8 protein-coding genes and 1 pseudogene are annotated in these 9824 nt (G+C 68.1%); 4 read left to right on the top strand and 5 right to left on the bottom strand.

Annotation, left to right across the window (positions count from 1 at the left end):
* Nucleotide 1 precedes the first annotated feature (1 nt).
* The 5 genes from RZ1_RS04505 to RZ1_RS04485 form a co-directional block, all read right to left on the bottom strand.
* Entirely contained in the window at nt 2-1180 is a 1179-nt protein-coding gene (locus RZ1_RS04505; protein ID WP_072809607.1) for an MCE family protein, read from the bottom strand.
* 9 nt (nt 1181-1189) lie between these two features.
* Nucleotides 1190-2038: an MlaE family ABC transporter permease gene (locus tag RZ1_RS04500; RefSeq protein WP_072809605.1), complete on the bottom strand. Its 849-nt coding sequence runs from the start codon at nt 2036-2038 to the stop codon at nt 1190-1192.
* Nucleotides 2039-2058: 20 nt separating this feature from the next.
* Nucleotides 2059-2823 (bottom strand): MlaE family ABC transporter permease, encoded by a 765-nt coding sequence (locus tag RZ1_RS04495; protein ID WP_068155309.1) that lies wholly within the window; start codon nt 2821-2823, stop codon nt 2059-2061.
* Between the two features lie 467 nt (nt 2824-3290).
* Nucleotides 3291-4226 carry a 3-oxoacyl-ACP reductase gene (locus RZ1_RS04490; protein WP_072809604.1) on the bottom strand — a complete coding sequence of 312 codons (936 nt, stop codon included), beginning with the start codon at nt 4224-4226 and terminating at the stop codon, nt 3291-3293.
* A gap of 164 nt (nt 4227-4390) precedes the next feature.
* Nucleotides 4391-4576: a ferredoxin gene (locus RZ1_RS04485; RefSeq protein ID WP_072809757.1), complete on the bottom strand. Its 186-nt coding sequence runs from the start codon at nt 4574-4576 to the stop codon at nt 4391-4393.
* A gap of 159 nt (nt 4577-4735) precedes the next feature.
* Here RZ1_RS04485 and RZ1_RS04480 point away from each other — a divergent pair, with 159 nt between their 5' ends.
* The 4 genes and pseudogenes from RZ1_RS04480 to RZ1_RS30830 all read left to right on the top strand — a co-directional run.
* On the top strand, nt 4736-5914 hold the full coding sequence (locus RZ1_RS04480) for an acyl-CoA dehydrogenase family protein (RefSeq protein WP_072809602.1): 1179 nt from the start codon (nt 4736-4738) through the stop codon (nt 5912-5914).
* Between the two features lie 35 nt (nt 5915-5949).
* A complete protein-coding gene (locus RZ1_RS04475; RefSeq protein WP_072809600.1) occupies nt 5950-7065 on the top strand; it encodes an acyl-CoA dehydrogenase family protein in 1116 nt (371 codons plus the stop codon).
* Between the two features lie 62 nt (nt 7066-7127).
* Nucleotides 7128-8759, top strand: a complete 1632-nt coding sequence (locus RZ1_RS04470) for a long-chain-fatty-acid--CoA ligase (RefSeq protein ID WP_072809598.1) — start codon at nt 7128-7130, stop codon at nt 8757-8759.
* A gap of 81 nt (nt 8760-8840) precedes the next feature.
* Nucleotides 8841-9440 (top strand): annotated as a pseudogene (locus tag RZ1_RS30830) (MlaE family ABC transporter permease); the annotation flags it as partial.
* Between the last annotated feature and the right edge of the window lie 384 nt (nt 9441-9824).

Below are 9824 nucleotides of genomic sequence, written 5' to 3'. Positions count from 1 at the left end.
GTCACTGCCCTGCCGCAAGGTCGTCGCCGTACAGGTACTGGAAGATCGTCGGGTACCGGACCCATGCCTCGGTGGACGGCTTGAAGGGCACCTCACCGGTGTTCGCGACCGCGAACTGGGCGTGTCCGTCGCGACGGGGATCGAAGTTCGGAAGTCCGTAGCAGTTGGGCCCGCCCCCGGCACCCACGACGGGGAGGTCCTGCTCCTGGTTGTAGATGGTGGCGCCGCCCATGAAGCTGGTGCTCAGCATCAGCGACGCGTACTTGCCCGTGCCGGCCATCGGCTCGAACGCGATGCGCGCATCGTTGAGTCCGACGATGAAGCACGTCAGCTCGGGTGAGTACTCGCCGAGGAGTGTGGTCGTGTGCGTCAGCAGATCCAGCGCACTGGTCAGCTGGGCCTCGTTCTCGCCCAGGACGTCTCGGCCGGTGGTTGCGAGACCGGTGACGTTCATCAGCAGCAGATCGAGGTTGGCCTGCTCGTCGACGACGGTGTTGCCGACGTCGGTGGCGTTGCCGATCGTGGTCATCAGGTCGGGTGCGGTGTCGGCGTAGACACCGGCCACGTCCGCGCCGGCCCGGAGGTCGTACTGCAGTTGCGGCAGAGACGGGTTCATCGTCACGAGGTAGTCGTCGATCTCCGCGAGTGCGGCACCGAGGTCGTCACCGCGACCGCGCAGACCTTCCGAGATCGCTCCGAGCGTGGCGTTGAGTTTCTCCGGCTGCACCTGCGCGAGTACGTCGTTCAGGTGCTCGAAGACGGTGTTGAACTCGACGGTGACGTTGTCTGCGGCGATGACCGCGCCTTCCTGCAGCGGGACCGGCGACGCGTCGTCCGGGACGACCAGGTTGACGAACTTCGCGCCGAAGACGGTGGTCGATTCGATCGTCACCTGCGCGTTCGACGGAATCAGGTGCAGCTGGCCGGGATTCATCGCCAGGTTCAGTACGGCACCGTCCGCGCTGTGCTCGATCGACGAGACCCGCCCGACCTCGACGCCGCGGAGCTTGACCTTGGCGTCGGGTTCCATCACCAGGCCGGAACGCGCGGAGGTCACGGTCACCGGGACGGTCGCGGTGAAACCGCCGACGAACTGCGTCAGCGCCGCGACGACGAGCACGACGAGCCCGCCGATCATCCCGAAGGCGGCGAGTTTCTTCTTCCACGATTCGCTGTCCATGTATGCCGCCTATCCCGACAGGTTGAAGTTGCCGGACATCCCGTAGACCGCGAGCGAGATGAGGAGAGTGACGGTGACGACGGCGATGAGGGACGCGCGCACCGCGTTGCCGACGGCGACACCGACACCGACCGGCCCGCCGCCGGCGTTGAAGCCGTAGTAGGTGTGGATGAGCATCACCGCGATGGCCATGACGATGGCCTGCACGAACGACCACAGGATGTCGGTGGGGATGAGGAAGGTCTGGAAGTAGTGGTCGTACACGCCGGCGGACTGGCCGTAGAGCACGACCGTTGCGAAGCGGCTGGCGATGAACGAGGCGATCACCGCGAGCGAGTACAGCGGGATGATCGCGATCATCCCGGCCATCACCCGCGTGCTCACCAGGTACGGGACCGACGGGATCGCCATCACCTCGAGCGCGTCGATTTCCTCGGACACGCGCATCGCCCCGAGCTGGGCGGTGGAACCGGCCCCGATCGTTGCCGCCAGGCCGATGCCCGCGATGGTCGGGGCGGCGATGCGCACGTTGATGAACGCCGCGAAGAAGCCGGTGAGCGCTTCGACACCGATGTTGCCGAGGGAACTGAAGCCCTGCACGGCGATGATGCCGCCGGTGAACAGGGTCAGGAAGCCGACGATCACGACGGTGCCGCCGATGACGGCGAGCGCGCCGGTGCCCATGCTGATCTCGGCGACGAGCCGGACCGTCTCCTTCGGGTAGTGCATCAGCGCGCGCGGCGCGGACCCGAGGGCACGACCGAAGAACAGGGCCTGTTCGCCGATGCCGTCGATCGAGTTTGACGCGGCGCGTAAACGTCGGCGCATGCGGGGGAAGCGCCCGGTAATCACTGCCATCTACTCCACCACCGAGCCGCTCATCCGGCCGTCAGCTTGATGCCGACGGCCGTGACGAGGAGATTGACCACGAACAGTGCCATGAACGCGAATACGACCGTCTGGTTGACCGCGTCGCCGACGCTCTTGGCACCGCCCTTGACGTTGAGTCCGAGATAGGAGGCGACCAGTCCGGCGATCATGCCGAACAGACCGGCCTTGACCTGGGAGATCATCAGCTCTCCGAAGCCGGTGAGCAGCGTGATGCCGTTGACGAAGGCGCCCGGGTTCACGTCCTGCAGGAACACCGAGAACGCGAAACCGCCGAGGATGCCGATCGAGCACACGAGGCCGTTGAGGAGAAGCGCCACGACCGTGGACGCGAGCACGCGGGGCACGACGAGGCGATGGATCGGGTTGATACCGAGCACCCGCATCGCATCGATCTCCTCACGGATGGTGCGGGCGGCGAGGTCGGCGCAGATCGCGGTCGCGCCTGCGCCGGCCACGATGAGGACGGTGACCATCGGCCCGACCTGGGTGACCGCGCCGAGCGCCGCGCCCGCACCGCTGAGGTCGGCAGCGCCGATCTCACGGAGCAGGATGTTGAGGGTGAAGCTGACCAGAACCGTGAACGGCACTGCCACAAGGACGGTCGGTAGAAGCGACACCCGTGCGACGAACCATGCCTGGTCGATGAATTCACGCCGTTGGAACGGCCGCGAGAATGCCGCACGCGCGGTTTCCCCGGTCATGGCGAAGAGGCCGCCGACGGCTCGCAACGGGACCTCGAGGAGGTCTACCAACGTCTCCCCTCCGTTCGATGATTGGGTCGGCCAGGGGCCGACGCGGGCCGCGGTGTGACCCGCGTCATAATAACTAGAACGTGTTCACACTGTCAAAGATGCGCACCGGCGACGGTGGCGAATGCCTGCGCACCGCCACCGCACCTCGGAGGCGGAATCGAATTCCGATTCGGATAAGTGGATTTACGTGGAGCTTTACAACTTGGGCGGACATCCGGCCGAAACCGGCGATCGGGTGCGATCACGCCGCCCGCCACTTCGGTACGGGGTCGAAAAATGGAACAGGTTCCAATGATGGATGAGGGGGCCGGGGGGTGCCGCAGCACACAAGGCGTTGCACGTCGACCCTATTCGGATCGACGGCAGCCTGCGGAATATTAGCCGAGGAGGACGGTGCCTGTCACTATGAGTTGCACAAACTGCTGACTCTTCCGCACAGGCCCGGACCGGCACCACCCGACGACGGATCAGAGCTTCAGCAACTCGGAGGCCGAGAACATCCGGGCCGGATCGCGGTCCTCGAAGTAGCCACCGAGTTCCTGTGCGAGCGCCCCCGGCGTCCACTGGCCCTCTGCATCGAAACGCTGCTCGACGACGGGGGCGGCCATCAACGCGACCATCGGCCCGTAGACGACGAAGACCTGTCCGTTGACCCGGTCCGCGGCAGGCGAGGCCAGATACGATACGAGCGTTCCGACGTGCTCGGGCGACAGCGGATCGATCTCGGTGGCCGGCGCGGCGCCGAACACCGACTCGGTCATCGCGGTCCGGCCCCGCGGGCAGATCGCGTTGGCGCGTACGCCGTACCGCGAGAGGCCGCGTGCCGCCGACAGGGTGAGCGAAATGATGCCGGCCTTGGCCGCGCCGTAGTTGGCCTGCCCCTCGGGGCCGAGCAGGCCCGCCTCGGAGGCCGTGTTGACGATCCGGGCGTAGACGGGCGCGCCGGCCTCCTTCGACTTGGCGCGCCAGTACGCGGCCGCGTTGCGGCACAGCAGAAAGTGTCCGCGCAGGTGCACCGCGATCACCGTGTCCCATTCCTCGTCGGACATGTTGGGCAGCATCCGGTCCCGCACGACACCGGCATTGTTGACGACGATGTCGAGGCTGCCGAACCGATCCTGCGCGGTGGAGACGAGCGCGTCGGCCGTGGCCCGTTCGGCGATGCTGCCCGGCACGAACGCGACGTCGCCGCCGATCGCGCGGATCTGCTCGAGCGTGTCCTGGACCTCGTCGGTCTCGGCGAGGTCGTTGACGACCACCGTTGCGCCGGCCTGCGCGAGCGCCACCGCCTCGGCGCGGCCGAGTCCCGCGCCGGCGCCGGTCACCACGGCGACCTTGCCGGTCAGGTCGACTCCTCGGAAATCGGTGACGTTCTCGGGACCGGCACTGCCGTCAACACTCATGAATCGCACTCCTCGCGACCACGGCGGGCCCTTGACGGCCCGCCTCTTCGTTACCGGCTCTTCCGGCACCGCATCGGGCGCACTCGGCGCTCGGCGCTCCGGCGAACGAAACCGGGGACCGTCGGAATGTAGAACGTGTTCTCATTCCTGGCAAGAGCGGAGCGTCAGACCTCCGTCAGCGCGGCCCGCGGGCACTGAACGATCGCCTCGCGCGCGTCCGCCTCGCGGCCGTCCGGGATCGGGTGGACGACGGTCAGTTCGTCGTCGTCGTTCAGATCGAACAGATCCGGTGCGATTCCCACACACACGCCGTTCGCCTCACATCGATCGAAGTCGACCTTGATATCCATCCCGAAACCCTCGCTTCCCATTCACACCGAGCCTGTCGGACACCGCCGGCACCACCCCGGACGGAGCCTCACCGGTAAGGCTAGAACGCGTTCCAGTTCTGTGCAATGATTCGGGAACATTGCCGGACTCGTCCCCGCGGCGACGATTGGAGCGGTTCGTTGGACATCACCTATACCCCGCAGCAGCAGAAGCTGCGCGAGGAACTGCGCGCGTACTTCGCCGACCTGATGACGCCGGAACGGCGCGAGGCTTTGGCAGCGACGACCGGTGAATACGGCGTCGGCAACGTGTACCGCGAAGTGGTGCAGCAGATGGGCAAGGACGGCTGGCTCACCCTCGGCTGGCCCGAGGAGTACGGCGGCCAGAACCGTTCCGCGATGGAGCAGTTGATCTTCACCGACGAGGCCGCCGTCGCCGGTGCCCCCGTCCCGTTCCTCACCATCAACTCGGTGGCGCCGACGATCATGCACTACGGCACACCCGAGCAGAAGGCGTTCTTCCTGCCGAAGATCTCCGCGGGCGAACTGCACTTCTCCATCGGCTATTCCGAACCCGGCGCCGGCACCGATCTGGCGTCGCTGCGCACCACCGCGGTGCGCGACGGGGACGAATGGGTCATCAACGGCCAGAAGATGTGGACCAGCCTCATCGCCTATGCCGACTACGTGTGGCTCGCCTGCCGGACGAATCCGGATGTCAAGAAGCACAAGGGAATCAGCGTCCTCATCGTGCCGGCCACGGCGGAGGGATTCTCGTACACCCCGGTGCACACCATGGCCGGACCGGACACCAGCGCCACCTACTACCAGGACGTGCGGGTTCCGGCGTCGGCGCTCGTCGGCGAGGAGAACGGCGGCTGGGCGCTGGTCACCAACCAGCTCAACCACGAACGCGTGGCACTCACCTCGGCCGGTCCGATCCTCACCGCGCTGCAGGAAGTCCGTGCGTGGGCGCAGAACACCACGCTGCCCGACGGCCGGCGCGTCATCGACCAGGAATGGGTGCAGATAAACCTCGCCCGGGTGCACGCCAAGGCCGAATACCTCAAGCTCATGAACTGGGAGATCGCGTCGAGCACCGCACCCCTGGGGCCGGCACCCGCGTCGGCGAACAAGGTCTTCGGCACCGAGTTCGCCACCGAGGCCTACCGCCTGCTCATGGAGGTTCTCGGCCCCGCGGCGACACTGCGGCAGAACACCCCGGGTGTGCTGCTGCGCGGACGCATCGAACGCATGCACCGCAGCTCGCTCATCCTGACGTTCGGCGGCGGCACCAACGAGGTGCAGCGCGACATCATCGCCATGACCGCCCTCGGCCAGCCGCCCGCCAAGCGCTGACCGCCGAGCCGCCACACCACGAGAGGACCACCGCAGTGGACTTCATACTCACCGAGGCCCAGCAGGATCTGGCCGGCCTCACCCGCAGCATCGTCACCGAGATCGCCACGAACGAGCACCTCCGCGAACTCGACGCGGCCGAGGACCGGATCGACCATGCACTGTGGGACGCGCTCGCGTCGTCCGGTGTGCTCGGCGCCGCGCTCCCCGACTCGATCGGCGGCGACGGCTTCGGCCCGCTCGAGCAGATCAGCATCTGCGCCGAACTCGGCCGCGGTGTCGCGGCCGTGCCCTACCTGACCTCGGTCGTCGCGTCCGCGACGGCCCTGGCCGAATTCGGCACCGCCGCGCAGCGCACCGCGTGGGGCGAAACGGCGGCGACCGGCGAGAAGGTCCTCGCCGCCGCACTCACCGAGGAACTGAACGACGACCCGACCACGCCCGTCACCCGGGCCACCCGCACCGGCGACGGCTGGATCCTGAACGGCACCAAGATCGTCGTCGACGCGGCGCCGGTCGCCGATCTGTTCCTGGTTCCCGCCACCACCGAATCCGGGGTCGTGGTCCTGCTCGTCGACGCCGGCGCACCCGGTGTCACGGTGACCCGCCAGTCCACCACCGATTTCGGCAGCGCCGGCATCGTCGACTTCGCCGACGCGCGCGTCGGCGCGGACCGGGTCCTCGGCACCGACGGCGCCGCGGTCGCGGCGTGGCTGCGCGACCGCACGCTGCTCGGTTCCGCTGCCTACCAGTTCGGCGTTCTCGAACGCGCCCTCGAGCTCACCGCCGAATACGCCCGCGAGCGGGTCCAGTTCGACCGCCCGATCGGCAGCTTCCAGGCCGTCGCCCAACGCCTCGCCGACGGATACATCGACGTCAAAGCGGTGCGACTGACACTGTGGCAGGCCGCCTTCCGGATCGCCGAGGGACTGCCGGACACCGGCGAACTGCGTACCGCGGCGTTCTGGGCCGCCGACGCCGGGCATCGCGTCGCCCACACCGCGGTGCACGTGCACGGCGGCGTCGGGCTCGACGAGGACCATCCGGTCCACCGCTACTTCCTGGCAGCCAAGCATCACGAGTTCCTGCTCGGTTCGGCGACGACGCAACTGCGTTCGCTCGGCACCGCACTCGCCTCGGCACCTGCCTGACCGGTCCCGCTCGCCGAGATGTCGCCTGTACTCCGACTCCCGTCTGCCGCGAGGATGCACCGATGACGGAAACACCCACGGTGAGTGCTTTGCTCACCGCGATGCGCGAGATCGACGACCGGGGCCTGCGTTTCGAGGACGTGTCGCTGTCGTGGCGCCAGCATGTACAGCGCAGCCACGACCGGGCCGCGCTGCTGCGTGCCCTGCTCGATCCGGACCGGCCCCGGCACTTCGGGATCCTCATGGACAACGTCCCGGAGTTCTCGCTGTTACTCGGCGGTGCCGCGTTCTCCGGGTCCGTCGTGGTGGGCCTGAACACGACCCGTCGCGGCGACGCCCTCGCCCGTGACATCGCGCTCGCCGACTGCCAGGTGGTGTTCACCGAGCAGGCACACGCGGGCCTGCTCGAGGGTCTCGATCTCGGCGACGTCCGGGTGATCGACGTCGATTCGCCGGAGTGGGCCGAGCTTCTGGCACCGCACCGTGATTCGATTCCGGAGGTTGCCGAGGTCTCGCCCGACGACCTGTTCATGCTGATCTTCACGTCCGGTACAAGCGGCGATCCGAAGGCCGTGCGGTGCACGCACGCGAAGATCGCGGCACCGGGGCGGATGCTCGCGCAGCGGTTCGGCCTCGGCGCCGACGACGTGGTGTATCTGTCGATGCCGTTGTTCCACTCGAATGCCATGATGGCGGGCTGGGCCGTCGCGCTGGCCGGCCGGTGCGCGGTGGCCCTGCGCCGACGCTTCTCCGCGTCCGGGTTCCTGCCGGATCTGCGGAACTTCGGCGTCACCTACGCCAATTACGTGGGCAAACCGCTCTCGTACATTGTCGCGACCCCCGAGACGCCGCACGACTCCGACAACCGGCTGCGGATCATGTACGGCAACGAGGGGACCGCGCCCGCGGTCGCCGAGTTCCGCCGCCGGTTCGACGCGATCGTCGTCGACGGCTTCGGCTCGACCGAGGGCGGGGTGTCGATCCCCGCGACGCCGGGAGCTCCGGCCGGTTCGCTCGGCAGGCTGCCCGACGACATCCACATCCTGCACCCGGAGACCGGGCGTGTCTGTCCTCCAGCCGAGTTCGACGACCACGGTCGCATCGTCAACGCCGACGAGGCCACCGGGGAGCTGGTCAATGTCCGCGGGGCGGGCCAGTTCGCCGGGTACTACAACGATCCCGGCGCCGACGCCGACCGCGTCCGGGACGGTCGCTACCACAGCGGCGACCTCGGATTCCGCGACGCCGACGGGTTCGTGTACTTCGCCGGCCGCAGTTCGGGATGGCTGCGGGTGGACGGCGAGAACATCGGCGCGGCCCCGATCGAACGAGTGCTGCTGCGCTATCCGGGGTTCGCGCAGGTCTCGGTGTATGCGGTGCCCGATCGTCATGTGGGTGACCGGGTGATGGCGGCGGTGATCCCCTCGGCGGACTCCGCATTCGATCCGGCCGGGTTCGCGCGCTTCCTCGACTCTCAGCCCGATCTCGGTCCCAAGCAGTTGCCGACGCTGATTCGGGTCTGCACCGACTTCCCGCGTACCGCGACCTTCAAGGTGCTCACCCGCTCGCTCAGCGCCGAGCGGTGGCACTGCGCCGACCCGGTGTGGCTGCGCGAGCGTGGCGACGACGAATTCCGTCTTCTGACAGAGGAACTGGCCGTATCGCTCGAATCGGAGACCGCGGCGGCCGGGTAGACGGCCGACTCCCGCAATCCCTTGCCCGTCTTACATACCCTACGGTACGTTCGGGCGACGTGCACGCCGCCTGCGTGCCCCGTGGGGGAAGCGGAGGAGCGAAGAGGATCGACAGCGCGCGATGCCGCCCATGTCCTGGGTAGCTTCTACTCGTTGTCGCTCGACACACTGACCGGACTGTTCCGCGGCCCGTTCCAGTGGCGGGAATTCACCAGCCAGTTCTGGTTCGTCGCGCGCGTCTCGCTGGTCCCGACGATCCTGATGTCCATCCCGTTCACCGTCCTGGTCGTTTTCACCCTCAACTCCCTGCTCGTGGAGATCGGGGCGAGCGACATGTCCGGTGCCGGAGCCGGACTCGGCGCGGTCACCCAGATCGGCCCCCTCGTCACGGTGCTCGTGGTCGCGGGCGCGGGGGCCACCGCGATCGCCGCCGATCTGGGCTCCCGCACGATCCGCGAGGAGATCGCCGCGCTCGAAGTGCTCGGCATCGACCCGGTCGCCCGGCTCGTCGTACCCCGCGCGCTCGCATCGACCGCGGTGGCCGCGACCCTCAACGGCGCGGTGTGCGCGATCGGCCTGACCGGCGGCTTCTTCTTCTCGGTTCTGCTGCAGAATGTCGACCCCGGCGCGTACGCCGCCGGGGTCACGCTCCTCGTCGGCCCCGGCGAGTACCGTGTCGCGCGAACCGCTGTCCGGCCCGCCGGCCCGGGCGAGGTGGACGAGGACACGACGTTCGACCTCGACCGCACCACCGCGCCCTACCAGCTCACCGAGGCACTCGGCGAGCTGACGACCACCGCCGCGGACATCGACACCGCGCAGGTCGACGGGCTGATCGTCGACGCCGAGCTGATCCTGCGCGAACTCGACCTCCGGCAGCGCTCCCTGGCCACGCTGTTCGGGAACGTGAACGCGCTGTCGGTCGAGCTGACCAACCTCGTGGCCGACAACGAGACACAGCTCGCTCCCACGCTGGAACGGGTCGACGCCGTGCTGGACGTGCTCACCCGCAACCGCGACAACATCGCCCTCGCCATCGCGCGGCTCGGTCCGTACGCCACCGAG

The organism is Rhodococcus zopfii NBRC 100606 = JCM 9919 (assembly GCF_001895025.1).
GTDB lineage: Bacteria > Actinomycetota > Actinomycetes > Mycobacteriales > Mycobacteriaceae > Rhodococcus > Rhodococcus zopfii.
The sequence above is the reverse complement of the archived record's forward strand: the minus strand, read 5'-3'. Positions and strand labels throughout refer to the sequence as shown.

Coding starts and splice junctions, on each gene's coding strand:
- RZ1_RS04490 (WP_072809604.1), bottom strand. CDS start 4,226: ATGAGTGTTGACGGCAGTGCCGGTCCCGAGAACGTCACCGATTTCCGA.
- RZ1_RS04485 (WP_072809757.1), bottom strand. CDS start 4,576: ATGGATATCAAGGTCGACTTCGATCGATGTGAGGCGAACGGCGTGTGT.
- RZ1_RS04470 (WP_072809598.1), top strand. CDS start 7,128: ATGACGGAAACACCCACGGTGAGTGCTTTGCTCACCGCGATGCGCGAG.
- RZ1_RS04500 (WP_072809605.1), bottom strand. CDS start 2,038: ATGGCAGTGATTACCGGGCGCTTCCCCCGCATGCGCCGACGTTTACGC.
- RZ1_RS04505 (WP_072809607.1), bottom strand. CDS start 1,180: ATGGACAGCGAATCGTGGAAGAAGAAACTCGCCGCCTTCGGGATGATC.